Annotated in this window: 15 protein-coding genes; 4 read left to right on the top strand and 11 right to left on the bottom strand. The window is 65.1% G+C overall.

Annotated features, from left to right (window positions below; all coding sequences use genetic code 11):
• Positions 1-65: 65 nt before the first annotated feature.
• Positions 66-434, top strand: coding sequence for a hypothetical protein (locus SB786_RS09135; protein WP_410727175.1), 369 nt, complete (start codon positions 66-68; stop codon positions 432-434).
• Positions 435-662: 228 nt separating this feature from the next.
• Here the strand turns inward: SB786_RS09135 and SB786_RS09130 are convergent, their stop codons facing one another.
• The 8 genes from SB786_RS09130 to SB786_RS09095 form a co-directional block, all read right to left on the bottom strand.
• Positions 663-3,698, bottom strand: a complete 3,036-nt coding sequence (locus tag SB786_RS09130; RefSeq protein ID WP_410727174.1) for a type III restriction-modification system endonuclease — start codon at positions 3,696-3,698, stop codon at positions 663-665.
• Positions 3,698-5,716: a site-specific DNA-methyltransferase gene (locus SB786_RS09125; protein WP_410727173.1), complete on the bottom strand. Its 2,019-nt coding sequence runs from the start codon at positions 5,714-5,716 to the stop codon at positions 3,698-3,700. Before SB786_RS09125 ends, SB786_RS09130 begins: the two co-directional genes overlap by 1 nt.
• A 373-nt stretch (positions 5,717-6,089) precedes the next feature.
• Positions 6,090-7,265, bottom strand: coding sequence for a porin (locus tag SB786_RS09120; protein WP_410727172.1), 1,176 nt, complete (start codon positions 7,263-7,265; stop codon positions 6,090-6,092).
• 239 nt (positions 7,266-7,504) lie between these two features.
• Complete coding sequence (locus SB786_RS09115) at positions 7,505-8,182, bottom strand: response regulator (protein ID WP_410727171.1); 678 nt, start codon at positions 8,180-8,182, stop codon at positions 7,505-7,507.
• Positions 8,183-8,194: 12 nt separating this feature from the next.
• On the bottom strand, positions 8,195-9,562 hold the full coding sequence (locus tag SB786_RS09110) for a sensor histidine kinase (RefSeq protein WP_410727170.1): 1,368 nt from the start codon (positions 9,560-9,562) through the stop codon (positions 8,195-8,197).
• A 73-nt stretch (positions 9,563-9,635) separates the two neighbouring features.
• Positions 9,636-10,484, bottom strand: coding sequence for an ABC transporter permease (locus tag SB786_RS09105; RefSeq protein ID WP_012362717.1), 849 nt, complete (start codon positions 10,482-10,484; stop codon positions 9,636-9,638).
• A gap of 49 nt (positions 10,485-10,533) precedes the next feature.
• Positions 10,534-11,331, bottom strand: coding sequence for an ABC transporter ATP-binding protein (locus tag SB786_RS09100; protein ID WP_410727169.1), 798 nt, complete (start codon positions 11,329-11,331; stop codon positions 10,534-10,536).
• 121 nt (positions 11,332-11,452) lie between these two features.
• Positions 11,453-12,457, bottom strand: a complete 1,005-nt coding sequence (locus tag SB786_RS09095; RefSeq protein ID WP_006757432.1) for an ABC transporter substrate-binding protein — start codon at positions 12,455-12,457, stop codon at positions 11,453-11,455.
• Between the two features lie 324 nt (positions 12,458-12,781).
• Here SB786_RS09095 and SB786_RS09090 point away from each other — a divergent pair, with 324 nt between their 5' ends.
• A complete protein-coding gene (locus SB786_RS09090) occupies positions 12,782-13,495 on the top strand; it encodes a response regulator (protein WP_410727196.1) in 714 nt (237 codons plus the stop codon).
• Between the two features lie 717 nt (positions 13,496-14,212).
• Here SB786_RS09090 and SB786_RS09085 read toward each other — a convergent pair.
• From SB786_RS09085 to SB786_RS09075, 3 genes are read right to left on the bottom strand one after another with little or no spacing between them, the layout of a single operon-like run.
• The gene (locus tag SB786_RS09085; protein WP_410727168.1) at positions 14,213-16,360 is read right to left on the bottom strand and encodes a peptidase domain-containing ABC transporter; all 2,148 of its coding nucleotides are present in this window, start codon (positions 16,358-16,360) and stop codon (positions 14,213-14,215) included.
• Between the two features lie 40 nt (positions 16,361-16,400).
• Complete coding sequence (locus tag SB786_RS09080) at positions 16,401-17,660, bottom strand: HlyD family secretion protein (protein WP_410727167.1); 1,260 nt, start codon at positions 17,658-17,660, stop codon at positions 16,401-16,403.
• Positions 17,657-19,015, bottom strand: a complete 1,359-nt coding sequence (locus SB786_RS09075; protein ID WP_410727166.1) for a TolC family outer membrane protein — start codon at positions 19,013-19,015, stop codon at positions 17,657-17,659. The genes SB786_RS09080 and SB786_RS09075 overlap by 4 nt, the downstream gene beginning before the upstream one ends.
• A gap of 452 nt (positions 19,016-19,467) precedes the next feature.
• Between SB786_RS09075 and SB786_RS09070 the strand changes: the two genes are divergently transcribed.
• The gene (locus tag SB786_RS09070; protein ID WP_410727165.1) at positions 19,468-19,956 is read left to right on the top strand and encodes a type II CAAX prenyl endopeptidase Rce1 family protein; all 489 of its coding nucleotides are present in this window, start codon (positions 19,468-19,470) and stop codon (positions 19,954-19,956) included.
• A 310-nt stretch (positions 19,957-20,266) separates the two neighbouring features.
• Positions 20,267-20,692 carry an MchS3 family protein gene (mchS3, locus tag SB786_RS09065; protein WP_410727164.1) on the top strand — a complete coding sequence of 142 codons (426 nt, stop codon included), beginning with the start codon at positions 20,267-20,269 and terminating at the stop codon, positions 20,690-20,692.
• Positions 20,693-20,909 lie beyond the last annotated feature (217 nt).

Here is a 20,909-nt window from a genome sequence, read left to right as displayed (position 1 = left end):
CGAGCACCGCGGAAACTGCGCGTTCGTAGAATGCAATCACTCGAACGCGCTCCAGGGAGCCAACAATGAAAACCCAACGATATCTGTCCGTGCTGGCGGCCGCGCTGCTCGCACTCGGCGCCGTTTCCGCGCATGCGGCGGCCGGCGGCAATGGTGGTGGCAACGGCGGCGGTCATGGCGCGGGCGGCTCCGGCGGCAACGCGGGCGGCATGTCCGGCAGCCACATGAGCGGCGAAGCGCTCGGCAACTCGAACGGCTTCCGCTCGGGCGACCGCGACAAGGGCCTCGCGCGAGCCGCCGATCGCTCCGACACGATCGCCGATCGTGCGGGTACGCAGCCGGGCCACGCTCGCGGCCAAACGCACGGCCATACCACGCATGCATCGACGTCCACGCATCACGCGCATCGCAAGGCATTCGGCCACACGCTGTGAGCGCAGCGCGACACGGCATGGAAGGGCGCTTCGGCGCCCTTTTTCATGCCGGCTGCGCCCAGCATCGACCCCGATTTGCAACCAGCCGTAACCATGCGCACGAATGCGCGAGGATACACATCGCTTTCATGGGAATGACCAGCGGATCGGCACCCGCAAGCGATGAGCATCGCAGCAGCGTCGTCGCCCCACCCATGAAAAAAGGGCGGCTCATCGCCGCCCTTCGTTTCAGCGTCCCGCGCCCGCCAGCGGCGCGACGGTCGCAGCCGGCTCGAACAACGCATCCGCCTGCCTGACGCGCACGAATCGCGCGGCATCGTCCCCATCCACCAGCGCACGGAAATGCGCTTCACCGCACGCGAGCTTCGCACGCTCGTGCTCGCTCGTCACGTCGCCATCGGCATTCGGCGTATCGACGACGAAATACAGCCGCTCGCCGCCATCCTGCTCCGCGAGCACCGCCCAGTCCGGGTGATAGCTGCCGAGCGGCGTCGGCACGCGGAACCACGCGGGCAGCTTCGCATACAGCTTGACGCCGTCGTGCGCCTCCAGCGCATCGGCGAACGCGCGCTCCGCGTCGGTCTCGCACACGACGGCCTCGTGGATCGACTTGCGCGCATCGGGACGCAGGTTGCGCAGATAGCCGGTTAGCGCCTCGCTCTCGAACGATTCGAGCGCATGCACGTTGCGTTCACCGAGCCTGCGGTAGGCGATGCCCGCGACCAGCGCAAGCCGCTTGCAGCGATTGATCGCATCGGCGGCCAGCGCGATGAACTGCTGCGGATTCACGCGGAAATCGTCGAGCCGGCCGCTGTCGGCCAGGATCGTCGCGAGCGAGCGGCGCGTGAGCTGCGTGCGGTCCTGCAGCTCGGTGAGCAGGTCGGGCAGCGGCAGCTCGCCTTCGTCGATCAGCACCGTGCCCGCGCCGGCCACTTCGACCGCCTCGATGCCGGCCTTGCCGATGTCGATCTCGGCCTTGCGCCACTGCAGCCGGGCGCGCGCGATCTCAGGCGCGTCGCGCAGCGCGGCCGTGCAGTCGCGCACGAGCTTCGCGTTGTCGAACGCGACGCTGTACACGGTGCGGTGGCGGATACGGTCCCACAGTGCGCGGAAGTCGTCGCCGAACACGACCGCCTTGCCTGACGCGTCGCGCCGCAACGCGATCGCGCGCCGCTCGTCCGCATTGCGGACGGCGAAGCGGCCCGACAGCTTGCGCAGCGTCGCGACGATCGGCGCGCGCAGCGTCTCGAACACTTCGGGCAGCACGAGCGCGCTCTGGCGCAGCGCATCCTTCAGCCGGTCGAGCACCTTGCCCTGCGCGTCGACGTAACCCTGCTCGTGCAGATGCGCCCACAGCACGCGCGACAGCTCGATGCCGAGCGCATGCGCGGGCCCGTCGCCTTCCTGCACCGGCAGCGCCGCGAACTGGTGTTCGTCGACGATCCCGAAGCGGATCCCCGTATCGGCCTCGATTTCCTTCTGCAGGTTCTCGGCAAACGACTCGTAGCGCTCGGTCGCGATCACGGTCAGCGTGTTCACGCCCGGGTCGCGCACGCGCTCGCCGTCCTGGTCGACGGCGAGGCGCAGCCCGCGGCCGAGCGTCTGGCGACGCTCGCGTTCGGTCTGGATGTCGCGCAGCGTGCAGATCTGGAACACGTTCGGGTTGTCCCAGCCTTCCTTCAGCGCCGAGTGCGAGAAGATGAACTTCAGCGGCGTGTCGAACGACAGCAGCGCTTCCTTCTCGCGCATGATGAGGCCGTACGCGCGCTCCGCGTTCTCGCGTGCGACGGCGCTGCTCTCGCTCGTGTCGGTCCAGCCGCCTTTGCGGTCGATCGAGAAGTAACCGTTGTGCGCGCGCTCGACCTCGAGCGCGACGTCGACGCCGTCGAACAGCGCACGGTAAGCCGGCACGCGGGCCGCGCGCGCATATTCCTCTTCGAAGATCAGCGCGTAGTCGCCCTTCACGGGCATCCCGTTCTCGTCGTAGCGGCGATAGCGTTCGACCGAATCGACGAAGAACAGCGACAGCACCTTCACGCCGCGCTCGGCCAGGCGCAATTCCTTGTCGAGATGCTCGCGGATCGTGCGGCGGATCATCTCGCGCTGCACGGCGAGCGTGTCGATGTCGCCGAACGCCTCGCCGAGCGACAGGAACGCCTCGCCTTCCGGATGGCGCAGCTCGACGTACTCCGCGCCCTTCACCGCATGGACTTCGCCGACGCGCAGCCCCGCATACAGTGCGCGCTTCGTCAGGCGCTCGAGATCGTCGCCGTCGGTCGCCGACACGATCTGGCGTTTCACGCCGGCCGCGGTCGCGACGTCCAGCTCGATGCGCGCGCTGATCGCGCCGCGCCGGTTCGACACGCCGACGAGCCGCACGTACGGCTTGTTGTGCGCATCCTCGACGATCGCCGACGCGATCTCGATCTGCTTGACGAGCTTGCGCTCGTACGCATCGACCGCATCGAGCCGGTACACCATGTGATGACGGTCGACGTGCGTGGCCGAATAGCGCAGCGTGCAGAGCGGCGCCATCGCGGCGAGCGCTTCGCGCCCGCGCCCCTCGAGCCCGCCGTCGACGCTCTGCGGCTCGTCGACGATCACGATGGGCCGCGTCGCGCGGATCAGGTCGATCGGCTTCTCGCCGCCGGTCTTCTCGCTGTCCTTGTAGAGGTTGTTGATCTCCTTCTTGTTGATCGCGGCAACCGTCATCACCATGATCTGGATCGCCGCGCTCGCCGCGAAGTGGCGCACCTGGCCGAGCTTCGCGGAGTCGTACAGGAAGTAGTCGTACGGCACGCCCGCATACAGCGCGCGGAAATGGTCCTCGGTGATCGACAGCGTCTTGTGCACGCCTTCCTTGATCGCGATCGACGGCACGACGATCACGAACTTCGTGAAGCCGTAGCGGCGGTTCAGCTCGAAGATCGTGCGCAGGTACACGTAGGTCTTGCCGGTGCCGGTCTCCATCTCGACGGTGAAGTCGCGCGAGCCGGGCTGGCCGGACGGCGGCAGGCCGCCGCGCAGCTGCACGTCGGCGAGATTGCGCGCGAGCGCGTCGTCGGTCAGCGACAGCCGGTTGCCGACGCCTTGCTCCGACACCGCGAAGCCGAGCGAGCCTTGCGCGGCGGCCGTCGTGCCGGGCGCGGCGTTCGCGAGCACGCTGAAGTCGCCGCGATACGATTCCTGGCCGCGAAACAGGTCGCAGACGGCGTCGATCGCCTCGCGCTGGTAGTCGAGATCCGCTTCGAAATGCAGCCGCATCACAGGCTCCGCACGCGCTTCACGCCGTGCTGCTCGAGCAGCGCGGCGAGATTGAGCTTCGCGACGTCGTCGACGAAGCCGCTGTCGCGGAACAGGCACGTGACGTCGCGCGTCGCACCGGTCGCATCGAGCAGCTCGACGATGCCGTCGGAGAGCGGGCCCGCGTCGTCGCGCGAAATGCGCGCATCGAAGCACGCGACGATCGAGCGGCCGATCAGGTGCACGGTCTTGCCGGCGATCGGGTGATGCTCGACCGGCGTGCACAGATCGAGGCCGAGCTTCAGCGTCAGCTCGGCGAGCAGGTCGTCCTCGCTGCGGCCGGTCTTCACGTGCTCGACGGACGCGAACAGCGCGTGGTCGAAGTCGTCGCGGCGCGGATCCCATTCGATCACGTTGGTCGTGTCGAGCCGGTACACGCGGAAACCGAGGTCGCCATAGCTTTCCGGATAGTCGCGCGCGACCTGCTGCGCGGCGCGGCGCAGGCGCTCCTTCGTGATCTCGGCGAGCGTCGTCGGCTTCTTCAGCTTCGCGCAGAAATCGGCGGCCGCGAGCTGCGTCTTGTCGCGCCGGTCGAGCGTCTCAGGCAGCTGCACGAGGATGTAGCGGCGCGCGCCGCCGTCGGTCGCGTTCACCTGCATCACCGCGTGGCCGGTCGAGCCGGAGCCCGCGAAGCAGTCGAGCACGATGTCGTCGCCGCGCGTGCACCAGCCGATCACGGCCGCCGCGAAATCGACCGGCTTCGGCTGGTCGAACGGGATGCCGAGCGTCTTCAGCAGCGCGTCGTCGGAGCCGGCGAACGGGAGCACCGACGGCACGTTCTCGTACATGTTCTCGTCGAGGTAGTAGATCCGTTGCGGCTGCGTGGTTTCATCCGGGCCGAATTCAATCTGGCCGCGCTCGATCAGCGCCTGCATCGTCGCGGGCGGATTGCGCCAGCCGCGCGCCGGCATCGCGCACGGCTTGCCGGTGACCGGATGGATCAGCGGCGTGAAATACTCTTCCGGCGCCTTCTTCTTGTTCGGCCACGCCATCGACACGAGGCGGTACACGCGCCCGTCGGCCGACAGCCGGTCGTACATCACCTCGCCGCCGGACAGGTTGGTCTGCGCCTTCATCCACGCGCGGTACGCCTTCTGCGCGTCCTTCGCGTTGCCGCTGCGATACACCGCGTCGTGCGCGGCGTCGAGCATGCGCTGCGCGTTGCGCTTCGGGCGCTTCAGCGGCGCCTGTTCGAGCAGCGTCTCGGCGTTGCGCGCGAACAGCACCAGCGATTCGTGCTGGTACGCGACGCCGCGCGCATCGCCCTTCGGATTGCGCTTGTCCCACACGGCCACGCCGAGCTCGTTCTCCTCGCCGAAGATCTCGCGCAGCATCAGCACGAGCGCATGCACCTCATGCTCGTCGATGTGCACGGCGATCAGCCCTTCGTCGGACAGCAGCGCATGCGCGAGCTTCAGGCGCGGATACATCATGTTCAGCCAGTCGGTGTGGAACCGGCCGTTCGCCTCGGTATTGGTGCTGCGCTTCACGCCGCCGTCGGTCTGGCCCGTCATCGCCAGGTAGTGGCGGATGCTGTCGCTGAAGTCGTCCGGATAGACGAAATCGCTGCCGGTGTTGTACGGCGGGTCGATGTAGACGAGCTTCACCTTGCCCGCGTAGCTCTTGTGCAGCAGCTTCATCACGTCGAGGTTGTCGCCCTCGATCACGAGATGGCGCGTGTCGTCCCACGCGACGCTGTCGTCGGGGCAGGGACGCAACGTGCCTGTCGACGGCGTGAGCGCGGCCTGGCGCGCGCTGCGCTTGCCGTGCCAGTGAAAGCCGTAGCGTTCGTCGGCGGCGCCGACGGTGCGCTCGCCGACCAGCGCCTTCAGCACGTCGACGTCGACCGACGCGCCGTCCGGGCCTTCGGTCACGAGTTCGGGGAACAGCGCCTTCAGGCGCGCGACGTTGTCGGCGGTGAAATCCGTCGACATCGCCTGCGGGCTCGCCGCATCGAGTTTCTGCATCGTTTTTTCCATCGGAGCCCGGCCGCGTGCGCCAGGGCGTCGGGCGCACTCGCGGCACCGGCGGCAATGGCCGCCCGGGCAAACCCGAAACGCTAGCGAGTCGGTCGGCGCAGGTCAAGCACCGATGCGAGGCGAGCGTGCGCGCATCGGCCGCGATCGCCCGCCACACGGGCCGCAAGCGGCTTCGGACCGGTTGTCGCGGCGGTGGCCGGCGGGCGTCTGACGGGGGCTGCCCGCGCGGGCCGAAAACGAGGGCCAAAAACGAGGGCCATAAACGACGAAAAAAGGGCACGGTCGGCGCAGTGCGCCGGCGTGCCCGCATGGAGAATCCCGGGTGGAGGGTACGGCGGGGCCCGACGGCCCCGGCCGGACGGTCGTCCCGAGGTCAGAAGCGCGTGCGGATACCCGACGTGAGTTCCAGCTGATTTTTCGCGCCGAACGTCGACGACACCGTGTAGCCGCCGTGCAGGCGCATGTAGTCGCCGGCCAGGTACAGTTCGGTGCGCTTGCTCAGGTGGTAGAACACCGACCCGTAGATCGTCTCCTTGAAGCCGTTGCCGACGCCGTTGGTCAGGCTGAACGCGCCGAGGTTCGCGTTCGGCGTGAAGCCGTCCGCGTTGTACGCGGCGTTCTTGACCCGCATCTGCTGGTAGCCAAGCTCGTAGTCGAGCGCGCCCTTCGGGGCAATCTTCATCGACACCGTCCACGAATCGTCGTGACGCTGGCCGAGCGAGCCCTGATCGCCGTTGTAGCGGAAGTAGCCGGCATTCAGGCGCACGATGCTGAACGTATAGTTGCCGCCGACCGAGAACGTCTGGTTCCGGAAGCCGCCGTGGTTCACGTGGTTGTAGAAGCCCGACACGTTGAACGGCCCGCCGTTGTAGCCGAGCGCGAGCTGGTAGGCGGAGCCCGTCGCGAACTGCGTCGAGTTGCTGAACTGGTAGCCGGCGCTCGCGAAGATGCCGTTGCTGAACAGCTTCTTCCACGCGAGGCCGTTGTTGTAGCGCGTGCCGGTCGGGCCGGCCGCGTAGAAGATCATCTGCTTGAAGTTGTTCGAGTTGGTCCAGCCGCCTTCCTCGGTGGTCAGCTTCGCGGAGCCGTACGCGTCGCCGTAGATCGCCGCCGAGTCGCGCGCGATCGTATTCTGGAAGCCGGCCGTCAGCTTGCCGAAACGTTCGTCCTCGACGCCGACCCAGGCGTCGCGGTCGAAGATCTGGCCTTCGTCTTCCATCTGGCCGTTCGCGACCACGAATTCGCTTTCGAGGCGGAAGATGATCTTCGTGCCGCCGCCGATGTCTTCAGCACCTCTCAGGCCCCAGCGGCTGCCGCTGAACCACGGCTCGCCTGCGTTGCCCATCCCGATCACGTGTTTGCCGTTCGCGTCGGCGTGGGTCCGGTAGGTCGGAAAGCTTAGGTCCATCAGGCCGTAGAGCTGCACGCTCGATTGCGCCTGCGCGTGGGTGCCGGCGCACAGGCCAGCCGCCGCGATGGAAAGGGCAAGGGTTGTTCGTTTCAAGATCGTCTCCTCCGAGCTGCCGCATTGAAATATATTCGTTGGCATTACGTAATGTATGCCGGATGTTGCCGACCACAGCGAGAGGGCCGACGCCTAGCATCGTAGAGGGTGCAATCCTTCACGCCGCTTTCCCGGAGGAAAGAATCGGATCGGTGAAAACACCGAACGCGCAATAATCGCGGCTCGGGGGCGGGCGGGCGCGAGCCCGACGGACAGCCGGGCGGGGTGGCGATACGTTTCGTGCTACGAATCGGTTTTCAGCGGCAGCGGGGCAATAGCCCCCGTCAGTCCTGCGCGCTCTTCGCGCGCAGGATATAGCCGAGCCCGCGCAGCGTGATGATCTCGGCCGTGCTGAGCGCGAGATGCTTGCGCAGCCGATGGATGTAGATGTCGATCGCATCCGCGCTCGGGTCGTCGTCGAGCGCGAACACGCTGTCCATCAGCCGCGCCTTCGACACCGTCTTGTTCTGCTGCAGCATCAGCGTTTCGAGAATCGCGTGCTCGCGGCGGCGCAGTGCGAGCACCGTGTCGCCGCAGCGGAATTCGCGCGTGCCGAACGCGTAGACGAGATCGCCGCACACGAGCTGCGTCGTGGCGACGCCGGCCTGCCGGCGGATCAGCGCGCGGATGCGGGCCACCAGCTCGCGCGACTCGAACGGCTTCACGACGTAATCGTCGGCGCCCGCGCCGAAGCAGTCGACCTTGTCGTCGACCGAACCGTGCGCGGTCAGCATCAGCACCGGCACGTTGTCGCTGCGGCGCCGCAGCCGCGCGAGCACTTCCTTGCCGCTGATGCCGGGCAGCCGCATGTCGAGCAGCACCGCGTCGTAGCGCTCGGTCTTCAGCACCGTGTCCGCGCGTTCGCCGTCGCCGACGCAGTCGACCGCGAAATCCTCGCCGCGCAGCAGGTTCACGATCCAGTGCGCGAGTTCGGCGTTGTCTTCGACCAGCAGGAGTTTCATGACGGCATCTCTTCAATCAAAGGCGGGCAGCCGCACAGTCACGACGATACCGCGATTGCCGGGCCCCGGCGCGAGCATCACGCTGCCGCCGTGCGCCTGCGCGATCTCGCGGACGATCGCGAGGCCCAGGCCCGAGCCTTCGGTGTCGGCCGCCACGCGGTAGAACCGCTTGAACACGTGCGGCCGCGCTTCGGCCGGAATGCCGGGGCCGTTGTCGACCACGTCGAGCACGACCGCGTCGCCGTCGCGCCGCGCGACGACGGTCACGCAGCCGCCCGGCTGCGTATAGCGCACCGCATTGTCGACGAGGTTCATCACCAGCGCGGTCAGCAGGCTGTCGCTGCCCGCGACGTCGAGCCGTTCGCCGAGATCGGCGCCGAGGTCGATGTCGCGCCGCTGCGCGAGCACGATCGTTTCTTCCAGCACGCTCGACACCACCGCGGCGAGATCGACGCGATGCGTGAGCAGCGTCGGCGGGGTCGCTTCCGCATGCGCGAGGAGCAGCAGCTTGTCGGTCACGTCGGCCATCTTGCGGCTGCTGCGCTGCATGCTGTCGAGCACCGACGCGAGGTCCGGATCGCCGTTGCCGCGCTGTTGCGCGTACTGGATCTGCGTGTCGAGCACCGCGATCGGCGTGCGCAGCTGGTGCGCGGCGTCGGCGATGAAGCGGCGCTGCGTGGCTGTGTGCGTATTGAGCCGCGCGATGCACTGGTTGATCGCGTCGACGATCGGCCGCAGCTCATGCTGCAGCCGCTCCGGGCGAATCGGCTCCAGCTCCATCGGCCCGCGGTCCGCGACGTCGTCCTTCAGCTTCATCAGCGGACGCAGCTCGAGCGTGAGGCCGAGATAGACGAGCACGATCGCGAGCACCAGCATCAGCGACAGGCGCACGAGCTGCGGCCGCCAGATCGTCGCGACCATCGCGTCGTACGAGCGCGTCGTCTTCGCGACGACCACCGTGACCGTCTCGACCTGCCCCTCGTCGTACAGCTGCCGATCGTAGGCGGCCGCGCGCAGCGGCAGGTCGTCGAGCGTCGTGGCGTACAGCGTCGGGTCGACGCCGTGCCGCGCAGGGCCCTCGAGCGCCGGGTTGCCCGCGAGCAGCCGGCCGTGGCCGTCGATCACCTTGTAGAACACCGAGTCACGCGACGGCGATTCGAAGATCTCCAGCGCGGCCGGCGGCACGTCGGCCGCCGGCCGCCCGTTGCGCCATTCGACGTCCTCGCCGATCGTGCGCGCCGACGCGACGAGCGCACTGTCCTGCACGAGCGCGGCCGTGCGCCGCGCGGTGTCGTACGACATCGCGCCCGCGATCAGCACGAAAGCCGCCAGCGGCAGCAGCAGCCACCACAGGAGCCGCCCGCGCAGGCTGTGCGCCATTCCTTCTCCTCAATGCCGAACCGCGCCGGGGCAACCGGCGCGGTTCGGGCGTGTCATCCGATGCGTGCGCGGCTCAGAACGCGGCGGGGCGCCATTTCAGCAGCCGCTTCTCGACCCAGGTCAGCAGGTAGTCGGCGGCCAGCGCGACCACGGCGAGCACGATCATCGCCGCGAACACGCCGCTGGCGTTGAATGCGCCCTGGGCGGTGGAGATCAGCAGGCCGATGCCCTGCTTGGAACCCAGGAATTCGCCGACGACCGCACCGACCAGCGCGAAGCCGAAGCTCACGTGCAGGCTCGCGAGAATCCAGCTCAGCGCGGACGGAATCACGACCGCCGTGGTGATCTGCCGGCGCGACGCGCCGAGGATCTGCGCGTTCGCGATCAGGTAGCGGTCGGCTTCGCGCACGCCCTGGAACGCGTTGCCGAACACGACGAAGAACACCATCACGACGGCCAGCGCGATCTTCGACGCCATCCCGAGGCCGAGTGCGATCACGAATATCGAACCGAGCACGACGCGCGGAATCGAGTTGGCGATCTGGATGTACAGGCCGAACACGTCGGCCATCAGCTTGTTGCGGCCGAGCACGATCCCGCAGATCACGCCGGCGACCGAGCCGATCACGAAGCCGATCCCGGTTTCCTCGAGCGTGACCCATACCTGCGTGAGCAGCGGGCCTTGCGACGTGCCGTTGACGAACCAGTCCTGGATCTGCTCGAAGATCAGCGACGGCATCGAGAAGAAGAACGGGTCGATCCACTTCAGCCGTGCGGCGAGTTCCCAGCCGCCGAGCACGACGACGAGCACGGCGATCCGCAACGTGACGATCAGGTTGCGCCGGCGGCGCAGCCGGCGTTGCGCGGCGCGCTCGTCGTCCTCGAGCGTCGTCGCCGTAAGGGCGGTAGTGGGAAGCGTCATGTCGGTCATGCTCCTGTCCTTGCTGTTTGTTGCCATGGCTGCCGTGCGGTCAGCCGATCTGCACTTCTTCGCGCAGGTCGTGCCAGATGTCCTTGGAGATTTCGATGAAGCGCGTGTGGTAGCGAATCTCCGACGTGACGCGCGGGCGCGGCAGGTCGATCTCGTACACGCGCTTGAGCGTCGCGGGGCGCGCGGTCAGCACGAACACGCGGTCGGCGAGGGCGATCGCCTCCTCGAGATCGTGCGTGACGAACACGACCGAGCCCTTGTTCGCGGACCACAGCTGCAGCAGTTCGTCCTGCATCAGCGTGCGGGTCTGCATGTCGAGCGCGGAGAACGGCTCGTCCATCAGCAGGATTTCCGGCTGGTTGATGAAGGTCTGCGCGAGCGCGACGCGCTTGCGCATCCCGCCGGAGAGCTGGTGCGGGTAGTGCTTCGTGAACTTGTCGAGGCCGACCTTGCGGATCCATTCCTCGGCTTGCGTGTAGGCGACGTCCTTCGAGCGGCCGCGAAACAAGGGGCCTGCCGCGACGTTGTCGATCACGTTGCGCCACGGGAACACGGCGTCGGCCTGGAACACGAAGCCGATGCGCGGGTCGATCCCGTCGACCGGGCGGCCCATCACGCGCACCTCGCCCGACACCGGCTTGAGCAGCCCGGTGATCAGGTTCAGCGTGGTCGACTTGCCGCAGCCGGTCGGCCCGACGATCGCGATGAACTCGCCGCGCGCGACGCTCATGCTGAAGTCGCGCAGCGCGACGGTGGCCTTGCCTTCCGGCGAAATGAAGCGGCACGACACATTGCGAAACTCGATCGCCGGCGTGCTCGGGGAAACTGCCTGGTTCATCGCATTTGTCCTGCGGGTGAAGAGGGCGCCGCATCGTGGCGACGCCGGGCCGGTCAGCCGGGCCGGAACGGGGAACGCACGGCGGCGGGATCGCCGCCGCGGGCGCCTGTACCGGGATCGATTACTTCGCGTTGACGAAATCGTTGGTGTAGGTGCGCGCCAGGTCGATGTGCTTGCCCTTCACCGACGGGTTGAACGCCGACAACACCTTCAGCACGGTCGCCGGGCCGTCGGCCGGCATCTTCGCGTCGGCGGTATACATCGGCAGCGACGCCTTCAGCGCGGACACGTACAGGCCCTTGTCCTTCTGGTAGTCGGCCGGCATCTTCGCGGCGATTTCCTCGGCGCTGTGCGTGTGGATGAACTGCATCGTCTTCGCGAACGCGTGCGCGAGCTTGGTGGCTTCCGCCTTGTGCGAATCGGCCCAGGCCGACTGCACGTACAGGCTCGCGGCCGGGTAGGTACCGCCGAGCGCGGCGCGCGTGCCCTCGAGGGTGCGCATGTCGACCAGCACCTTCGCGTCGCCCATCTTCTCGAGCGCGGACACGGTCGGCTCGGTCGTCATCCCGGCGTCGATCCGGCCCTGCTTGATCGCGGCGATGAAGCTCGCGTCGGCGCCGACCGGCAGCATCGTGTACTGGGTCGACGGCACGCCGCGCTGCAGCGCCAGGTATTGCGTGAGGAAGCTGGTCGACGAGCCGAGGCCCGTCACGCCGAGCGTCTTGCCCTTCGCGTCGGCCATCGACTTGAAGGTCGGCGCGGCCTTGGTCGACACCATCTCGACTTCGCCCGGCACCTGGCAGAACACGGCGATCGCCTTCACGTCCTTGCCCTTGCTCTGCAGGTCGACCGTATGGTCGTAGAAGCCGACGACACCTTGCACGGCGCCTGCCAGCAGCTCGTTTTCGGCGTCGACGCCGGCCGGCTGCGACAGCAGTTCGACGTCGAGCCCTTCGGCCTTGAAGTTGCCGAGCTCCTGCGTGAGCCGCGCGGGCAGGTAGATCAGCTTCGCGATCCCGCCGACCATGATCGTGATCTTGCCGCCGTCTTCGGCGAGCGCGGGGTGAGCGGCGAGCGCGCAGCTCAGGCTGGCCGCAACGGCGAGGGTGCGCAGGATGGGTCGCATCGGGTTGTCTCCGTTCGTTTTCGGTGTGGCGCGATGCTTCTTGCATCGTTGAAAGGAGTATAGAGACGTGAAACCTTCGGCAACCTTTCGCGGGCCAACTGTTCCTTTAGGGGTTTTCCACGAATCCGACGCGAATGCTCGAAGAGCGCCCCCCCAGCCGGATTACGCCGCAGGTTGGAATGGCAACAGGCCTATCTATGCTGATTTCTCGGCATTACGCTTTGGCAAGCACGAAGAGAATCATCCATTGCGCCCAGACCAACTACGGAAGCATGACATCACGACAGAAGCGTTGGTCGACGAGGACGCATCGCGTTGCGCAACGTGCCGACTCTGATTTCTCGTAATCTGTTCGGTTCGCTTTCTGACTTGATATTTCATTTCGACGATCCAATGAGTCTAACCACCATCGCCATTGCCGACGACCATCCGGTCGTGATCGAAATGCTGAAGCGCCTGCCGCAGTGGGAACCGGATTTCCTCATCTCGTATTGCTGCAATAGCGGGGAGGGGCTGATCGACGCATTGACGCGCTCCCCGGTCGATCTCATCGTCGTCGACTATTCGATGAATCGGGGCGACAAACCGATCGACGGCCTGAGGTTGCTGCGCAAGCTGCGCGACGTCTCGCCGAGTGCGCAATGCGTGATGCTGACCGCCCAAAAAAATCCGAGCATCTTCGCGGCTGCGCTGCGACTGGGTGTGAAAGCCATCGTCAGCAAGGAAGACGGGATCGACGAGATCGTGCGTGCGTGCCGGCACGTGCGCGCCGGCCGACCGCGGTATTTTTCGCCGACGGTCCACGCAATCGTCGAGCAATCCGGCGCGAGCGGCCGCGATACACTCCCAAGGCTGACACAGAAGGAGCTTGATGTCGTGCGCCTGTTCGCGTTAGGCCACTCGCTCGCGAGCATTGCAGAGAAGCTCGGCCGCTCCGTCAGTACTGTGTCGACGCAGAAATACACGGCGATGAAAAAGCTGCAGGCCGATACGAATACCAACCTGATCCGCTACGCGTACGAAAGCGGGCTGATTTGACGAGGTTTACTGCCGGCAGGTGACCGTGAACGTCGACGTGCCTTTGGCGCGACCTGTCTCAATCGTCGCGGGGGGCTGAATGGGAAGCTCCAAGGATTCGATGACGCGCCCGATTCGCCGATTTCTCACGGTATGCCAAGCAGTGCCGGCTGGACGTCGCAACTGCGTAGTTGAATGCCAACGATGCCCGGATTTCGATTGGTATACCGCGCGCCTATTCGGTTCTGGCCGGTTCCGGCGCTTGCCGTCATTGCATCGAGAATTCTGCCGTCCCCGTTGGGCACGTCCGCGCCCCTTCAGCGACGTTGCCTCCCAGCTACGAAAGCAGTCGATGATTGCGAAGACGGAGATCGCTCCGCCCGGCGCCGACATGCAGTCGATACAGCCTCTCAGACCTTCGGTGTCGGCGACAGCCAGTCGAAGATCGATCCCATCAGGTCGTTGAAAGCCTTGACCGTCTGTTGCGCGTCGTTGATCGCCCCCGTGGACGCCGCCGATCACGGTGCCATTGGCTTTGCCCGAGATTGGTCCAACCTGCCGAGTACGGACGAGCCGACACGACTGACAACGCTGCCTCCGCTCACCGCGGTGATTTCCATCGTTGTCAATTCATGCATTTACATTCTCCATGAAGTTGCATGTTGCCGATCGTCACGGGCTTGATCGGCATCGGCCATCCGTCCGCGCCGCACGTAGAGAGCATTCGTGTCGCATATGCTATGCGCGCTGTGTCGGGAACAAGGCGTCGATATCTAGTTCGCGTGTGCAGCCATATGCAATTTCGATCGCGCGATCCGCACTCCGGATCGTCTCGGACCTGTGCGCGATGATGATTCGCGTGACGTTCATGCTGCGCACCGCGTCGTTGATCAGGGATTCGCGGTCGGTGTCGAGATGACTCGTCGCTTCGTCGAGCACGAGGATCGCGGGCCGGCGGTAGAAGGCGCGGGCGAGCAGCACGCGCTGCCGCTGCCCGCCCGACAGCGACGATCCCATGTCGCCGACGAGGCTCCGGTACCCCATCGGCATCGCGACGATGTCGTCGTGAATCTGCGCGTGCCGCGCGGCTTCCTCGATTCGCGCGTCGTCGGGCTGCGGATCGAAGAAGCCGATGTTGTCGGCAATCGAGCCGGCGAACAGGATGTCGTCCTGCATCACGCAGCCAATCCGGTCGCGATATGGATGCAGGCCGACTTTACGGATGTCGATGCCATCGACGTGCACACTGCCGTGCTCGGGCGTCAGCAGGCCGAGCAGCAGCTTCGCCATCGTCGTCTTGCCCTGGCCCGACGGACCGATGAGCGCAACCGACTCGCCGGGGGCGATCGAAAACGAGCAACCGTCGAGTACCCACGGCTCTGTTTCCGCATAACGGAAACGCACGTCGCGTACATCAATCGCGGGCGGTGCCGCACCGCTTACATCCGTCGATCGGCCGATCTTTGCCTCCATGTCGTCCTCGACGTCAGTGAGCACGATGTCGGCGAGACGCTCGCCGTGCAGGCGCAGCATTCTGAAGTCGATCAGCGTACCGATCAGCCCGGCGCCGCGCGCCATGAACTGGTCGGCAAAACTGACGAACGCGACCAGCATCCCGGCCGAGAACTGCCCGTCGAGCACCTGCTTCGCCGCGAGCCAGACGAGCACCACACGGCCCGCACCGGAAATCACGCCATGCAGCGTTGAGAAGCCGATCGACAGCCGATCGATCGCGACGTGCTTGTTGGTGGTATTGACTACCGCGTTCGCATAGGTGGCGACGCGCGCTTCCTGCTTGTTCGCGAGCTTGATCGCCTGCACGCCGCGGATCGATTCGAGCAGGTTCGTCTGGGCGCGCGCCGCATACACGATCTGTTCCTCGTTCGCCTGCCGGAACGGCCGGTACGCGATGCACCGGATCGCGCCGTACACCGCGAACAGGCCGAGCACGAGCCACGAGAGCGCCGGACTGTAGACGAACAGCATCGCAAGCGTTGCGATCGCCATCACGCCGTCGAGCAACGCGCCGATGAACTGGGTGGTCAGCGTCGCCTGGATCGTATTGATCGCGCTGAATCGCGACACGACGTCGCCGATGTGGCGCTGCTCGAAATACGCCATCGGCAGCCTGAGGAGGTGCGCGCAGACGTTGGAGGTCCACTGCACGCAGAGCAGGCTCGAGAACCACGTCACCACCCATGAGCGCAACGCCGACACCGCGTTTTGGAACAGCACGACGAGCAGGAAGCCGATGCCGAGCAACGTCAGCAGGTCCGCATCAGCCGACACCAGTACTTGGTCCATTACCCACTGCATGTAGAACGGCGTGACGATGCCGAACACTTCCAGCGCTGCGGACAGCAGCAGCACCTGCGCGAACGTCGCGCGGATGCCCGTGACGTTGCCGACGAGCTTCGCCATCGAGATGGCTTCGCGCGCCTGGGTGCGCTCGAACGACGGCGACGGCATCAGCTCCAGCGCGACGCCGGTGAAGTGTTGGGACACTTCGGAGAGCGGCACGTCGCGACGCCCGCGTGCCGGATCATGGATCGTTATCCGGCCGCGCGACACCGACTTCAGCACGACGAAGTGATTCATGTCCCAGTGCAGAATGCACGGGCGGTGCAGCTTGCTCAGTTCGCCGAGTTGGAGCCGCAACGCACGCGAAGCGAGGCCGAGCCGGTATGCGATCAGCATCACGTCGTTGAGGGTCGTCCCCTTCAGCGACGGGCTGAAGCGCCGGCGCAAGCTGACGAGGTCGAGGTCGTGGCCGAAATGGCTCGCGACCATCCCGACGCACGCGAGCCCGCACTCGGCCGCCTGCGTCTGCAGGATCATCGGCAGGCGGCGGCGCCAGCCGAATTGCAGCGCATCGATCCATTTCATGAGTGAACGGGCTCCGTAATGAATGCATTGAGGGCGCGCATCAGTTCGACACGCGGCTGCCGAGCGCATACAGCGGCTCGAGCACCCACTCGACCAGCCGGCGCCGGTCAATCAGCACGTCGGCCTCGAGCGCCATCCCGGGCCGCAGCGCCTCGTGCTTGCCGTACGCGACGATGTCCTGGCGATCGAGCGCGACGACGACGCGGTATAGTTGCTCCGGCACATTGGTGTGCCCGGTCAGGTTCGCGACTTCCTGCGGTGACAGCGCGGTACGCGACATCTCGGTCACGCGCCCGAACTGCTGGCCGAATTTCTGGAACGGATACGCTTCGTAGCGCAGCACCACGCGCGCGCCGGCGCGCACGAAGCCGATCGCGCGGCTCGGCACCATCAGTTGCGCCTCGAGCGGCGCACCTTGCGGCAACAGCGACACCGCAGACTGGCCCGCGTTGACGATCTGCCCGGGCTTCGCGAGCACCGCGGCGACGACGCTTGCCTGCGGTGCGCGCAGGACGACCGTGCGACGCGCTTCGTTCTCGGCTATCGACTGATCGACGTCCGCGAGCTTGCGCTGGATGTCGTTCTGCTGGTTGCGGGTGGTGAGCGGCAGCTCGCGTAACTGCTGGCGGGTCTGGTCGAGTTGCTGGCCGACGTCGAGGCGCTGGCGGGCGAGTTCCTGCAGCCGCGCCTGCGCGTCGAGCAGCACGCCTTCCTGCTGCTCGACCTGGCTGTTCGACGCATAGCCCAGCTCACGCATCGACTGCAGCTTGTCGAGCTGGCGTTGCGCGAGTTCGGCTTGGCGCAGCCGCTGCGCGTTCTGCCGAGCGATCTGTGTGAGCTGGTCGTCCAGTGCCGCCGCGCGCGTCCGCAGGCCGCGCTGCGCTTCGCCGCTCAGTTGCGACTGGCTAGTCAGATCGGTCTCCAGGCGCGAGCGCTGAAACTTCAATTGCCGGGCGACCATTTCGCGCGTGCCGCCCAGCTCCGTCGCCACTTCGGCCGAGATCGCCAGCAGCTCCGCACCGGCCGCCACTGGCTGGCCTTCGCGGACCCGCGTGCTGACCACGGTGCCCGTCAACGGAGGTGCCACCGTCAGCAGCCCCGTCGCCGGCAACAGCTGACCGGTCACGCGCTCGCGTTTCGTGTAGCTGCCGAATACGAAAAACGCGACGACCACCAACGTCAACGCGGTCGCGACGCCGATCATCAGCCAGCGCCAGGGCGGCGAGTACAGGCTGACGGTACCCATCAGCTTGTGCCGGGTCGCGTCGAGCGCTTCCTGGCGGAACAAGGAATCTGTCATGATCGGATCCCCGCGGCAGGCGCTGGGCCGTCAGCGCGGCAGCCGATGCCTGCCACGTCGTCGTCCCCGAGCGTGCCGAGCGCGGCGGATAGTTGCAGCCGCGCACGCAGGTAGCGGTAGCGGGCGTCGGCGAGATCGCGGATCGCTTCGAAATAGCGCTGCTGGGCATTCAGTTCGTCGATTTGCGTGCGCAGTCCGACTTCGCGCCCGAGGCGGGTCGATTTCATCTTGCTGTCGGCCGATGCGAGCACGCGTTCCTGCGCGCGGATCAGCGCGACGCCGTTGGTGATGCCGAGATAGGCCGCACGGGCACGCTCGCGGGCCTTGCGGCGCGCATCCTCGAGCGCGTCGCGTGCCTGGTCGCGCCGGCGGTAGGCTTCGCGGCTCGCCGAGAGCGGGCCGCCGCCGGCGAACAGCGGGATCGTGACCGTCACGCCGATCATTGACGAACGGGTTTTCGACGTCGTGCCGAACACAGTGTCGAAACCGTTCTCGTTGGCGCCGCGGCTCCAATTCGTGCCGTAGCTCGCCTGCAGGTTCACGACCGGCAAGTGCGCGCCCGTCGCGGCGACGATGTCGGCCTGCGACTGGTCGAGCTGCTTGCCCGCGATCCGGACGTCGACGTTGTCGCGGGCTGCGTCGTCCATCGCGGTCGCGAGATCGACCGGCGCGGCCTGCGGCGCGCATTGCCACGAGATCGGCGACAGCTCTGTCGCCGTCAACCCGGTAATCCGCTGCAGCGTGCCGCTCGCGATCGCCAGATCGGTTTGCGCGCTCACTGTGCGCGCCAACGCTTCGTCGAGATTCGCGCGCGCCTCGTCGACGTCAGTCCGCGTGCCGTCGCCGATCCTCAGCGCGGCCTGCGCCTGGTCGAGTTGCTTATGGAACGCCTGCTGCGCGGCTTCGGCGGCCTGCAGCACTTCGCGTCCGAACAGGACGTCAAAATAGGCGCTGGCGACATCGGTGATCAGGGATTGCGACGCTTTCTCGTACTCGATGTCGGCCTGATCGGCGAGCGTGCCGCCGCGCTTGAAATTGGCGACGCGGGACAGATCCAGCAGCGGCTGCGTGACGGTTGCGGAAGCGCTGTGACGGCGGACCGCCGCGGCATACGCCGCGGTGGGCTGGTCCTGCTTCGTGTAGCCGCCGTTGAGCTCGACGCGCGGCAGCAGCCCTGCAAGACCTTGCCAGCGCTTCTCGCGGCCGGCGAGCTGCGCGTTGCGCGCCGCGCCGATGCCCGCATCGAAGCGCCGCGCCGCGTTCAACGCGTCGAGCAGGTTGGCTGCGTGCGCCGGCCATGCGGCACCGAGCCAGCCGAGAATGGCCGTCAGCAGGAAGGATCGTGTCGAGATCATTTGCTAGTGCGCGGCGCGACCTGTCCGTAGGTCGCCGGAACCGCGGCGAGGTTATGCCGCAAAAGTAGAGGATTATTCCGAGGTCCGTGACGGCGCGATATCGTCGTTCATCCAATTTCCAGCCGATGTCCGCACGGTTGCGAATGGTGGAATGCGTCTGAATGCAGAGCGGAAATAGCGGCACGCTGCGCAAATTACAGGTATGCGCGTCTCCAAGGGGAAGGCCGAGGAAGCCAGGCCGGACCTGGATGTCGTTACCAGCTAACCAATCGATCGTTTGACCAACCTCGTCCGTCGCGACGGCAAGACGAATGTTTCCATGTTGGCGGTTTCAGACACCCGCCCGTTTTCCGCAAGCGGCGACATCAGAAAATTGGACGTTTCACTATAGATTTGATTTTTATGGTGAGATTTTATTCAAAGACTTTTCTCTGAATCGGGGACGAATCGCAATGAATGACAGCCCTGATATCGGCATGATTCGCGTTATCTCGCATAGTCCGGTGCTCGTTTCCGCACTTCTGACTTGCGTTTTGACTTACCTCGCCAGCATTTTTGTCTGGGGTGGCCAATTTGTATTCGGACTTCCATTCGGCGTCTCCTCGGGTGCGCTGCCTGAAATAGTGAAATACGACCTATTGACTCGCCTGTTTGTTGGTTCGATCGCTGTACCGATGGTGGAAACATTTCTCTTCCAGTGGCTTCCCATTCGGTTGATTCGCCGCACATCTGGGGGAAGCGTTTGGTCAGCGATCGGTGTTTCCACTCTTATGTTCGGTGCAATGCACGCCTACAGCATCCTGTACATAGCAGTTGCTTTATGGGGCGGGCTGACTTTCGCAACGGTATTCGTGCTGCGTGATTACCCCGGTGGCCGTCCCTTTTTGGTTATCGCCACCGCCCATGCCGCCCGCAACACGCTGGCAAGTATCCTCATCTGACGACGCGAACGCATCATTCCCGGCTCAATCAACAGATTCGTCGCCAATTGGCCGGATGAATAGCCCGCGTGAGCACCACCGCAGCAGTGTGTGCCCCATCGCATCGATCTCCATATCGATAAGATCGGAATGTCGTCATCGGTTCGGGAAGCGAGATCCCTACTCCCTCTACGGCAAACAGAGTAAACCACAATTGGATGTTTTGCTATAGACGGAATGCACTGGCAAGTGCTAATTTTTGCAAGAGGTTGAGGCAAATACATATTCGCGATTTCGTCATTGAAACCATCTTGCGACCGGAATTAAGCTAATGAATAAAAAAATTTCCGCATTTTTAATTTTCGTGAATTTATTTGTATCGCCTACGCATCATTCAAAAGCGGAGTCCACCAAAGATTTCGAGAAAACAAGCGTATTTTCTCTGGGTTTGATCGGGTTTGCTGGCCACATCAGTCCACAAGAGGAGATGTATAGAAGGATAATGCAAACCTCGAATGCAAAATCATATTTCGAGGAAATATTGGAATCAAAGGACGCGACCATTGAGGCAAAAATGTATGCCATGTGTGGTCTGCGAGAAATGGACCGTCAATCTTTTAAAAAGCACAAGGGCGAATTCCCGTCATCGCTCAAGGTTTCAATTATGCGGGGAGATATTTTATTAAAAGAGGATGTTTCCGATGTATTGTATGTGATAGGTAAATTCGGGTGCAAAACCAAGGAAAACTCACCGTGAGAATTATTTCAAAATCCGACGCAGCGCAAATTTTTGGTGGCCTGGACTTGTCCGGGGAGGAGGAGTCAAGCAATGTAATTGACTTACGCGGCACGAAAATGAACGGCTGGGTAGATGCAAACGGGACCTGTTGGGCGCCCGACTCTTCATCGTCAACCATGTATCCCAACTGGGGCGAAGACGGTGATGGCTGACCAGTTGACGCAACATGAATGCA

This window comes from Burkholderia sp. SIMBA_062 (assembly GCF_046534765.1).
GTDB classification, from domain to species: domain Bacteria; phylum Pseudomonadota; class Gammaproteobacteria; order Burkholderiales; family Burkholderiaceae; genus Burkholderia; species Burkholderia ambifaria.
Note: the sequence above shows the minus strand (reverse complement) of the source record. Positions and strands in the feature narration are given on the sequence as shown.

Coding starts and splice junctions, on each gene's coding strand:
- SB786_RS09135 (WP_410727175.1), top strand. CDS start 66: ATGAAAACCCAACGATATCTGTCCGTGCTGGCGGCCGCGCTGCTCGCA.
- SB786_RS09130 (WP_410727174.1), bottom strand. CDS start 3,698: ATGCGGCTGCATTTCGAAGCGGATCTCGACTACCAGCGCGAGGCGATC.
- SB786_RS09125 (WP_410727173.1), bottom strand. CDS start 5,716: ATGGAAAAAACGATGCAGAAACTCGATGCGGCGAGCCCGCAGGCGATG.
- SB786_RS09120 (WP_410727172.1), bottom strand. CDS start 7,265: ATGCCAACGAATATATTTCAATGCGGCAGCTCGGAGGAGACGATCTTG.
- SB786_RS09115 (WP_410727171.1), bottom strand. CDS start 8,182: ATGAAACTCCTGCTGGTCGAAGACAACGCCGAACTCGCGCACTGGATC.
- SB786_RS09110 (WP_410727170.1), bottom strand. CDS start 9,562: ATGGCGCACAGCCTGCGCGGGCGGCTCCTGTGGTGGCTGCTGCTGCCG.
- SB786_RS09105 (WP_012362717.1), bottom strand. CDS start 10,484: ATGACGCTTCCCACTACCGCCCTTACGGCGACGACGCTCGAGGACGAC.
- SB786_RS09100 (WP_410727169.1), bottom strand. CDS start 11,331: ATGAACCAGGCAGTTTCCCCGAGCACGCCGGCGATCGAGTTTCGCAAT.
- SB786_RS09095 (WP_006757432.1), bottom strand. CDS start 12,457: ATGCGACCCATCCTGCGCACCCTCGCCGTTGCGGCCAGCCTGAGCTGC.
- SB786_RS09085 (WP_410727168.1), bottom strand. CDS start 16,360: ATGAAATGGATCGATGCGCTGCAATTCGGCTGGCGCCGCCGCCTGCCG.
- SB786_RS09080 (WP_410727167.1), bottom strand. CDS start 17,660: ATGACAGATTCCTTGTTCCGCCAGGAAGCGCTCGACGCGACCCGGCAC.
- SB786_RS09075 (WP_410727166.1), bottom strand. CDS start 19,015: ATGATCTCGACACGATCCTTCCTGCTGACGGCCATTCTCGGCTGGCTC.
- SB786_RS09070 (WP_410727165.1), top strand. CDS start 19,468: ATGAATGACAGCCCTGATATCGGCATGATTCGCGTTATCTCGCATAGT.
- mchS3 (WP_410727164.1), top strand. CDS start 20,267: ATGAATAAAAAAATTTCCGCATTTTTAATTTTCGTGAATTTATTTGTA.